We start from the raw sequence: 376 nt of genomic DNA, 5'->3' as shown, positions 1-376 counted from the left end.
CCGTGGTGGTGATGATTGAGACCATCTTCCTGCTGTCGATTTTTGCCGAGATCTTCACCACCACCGGCGGTGGTCCCGGTTATGAGACCACCAATCTGGCGTTCCTGATCTACAGCCAGGCGCTGCTGCAGTTTGATGTGGGCATGGCCTCCTCGGGCGGCCTGATCGCCGTGGTGATCGCCAATATTGCGGCCTTCGTCCTGATCCGGATGATCGGCAAGAATCTGACTGATAAGCCATAGGGGAGAAGACCATGTTATCTCTTAAACAAGCCCGTCAACTGCAGACCGTGCTCCTGGGATTGCTGGCCTGGGGCGTGGCCCTGCTGATCTTCTTCCCCATCTTCTGGATGGTGCTGACCAGCTTCAAGACCGAA

Annotated in this window: 2 pseudogenes; both read left to right on the top strand. The window is 56.6% G+C overall.

The features are described 5' to 3' along the window. Positions 1 to 242, top strand: a pseudogene (locus BTA51_RS29190) (sugar ABC transporter permease); the annotation flags it as partial. An 11-nt stretch (positions 243 to 253) separates the two neighbouring features. Beyond that, positions 254 to 376: pseudogene (locus BTA51_RS29185) on the top strand (carbohydrate ABC transporter permease); the annotation flags it as partial.

It is taken from the genome of Hahella sp. CCB-MM4 (genome assembly GCF_002260525.1).
Taxonomy (GTDB): domain Bacteria; phylum Pseudomonadota; class Gammaproteobacteria; order Pseudomonadales; family Oleiphilaceae; genus Hahella.
This window is presented reverse-complemented; position numbering and strand designations above follow the sequence as displayed.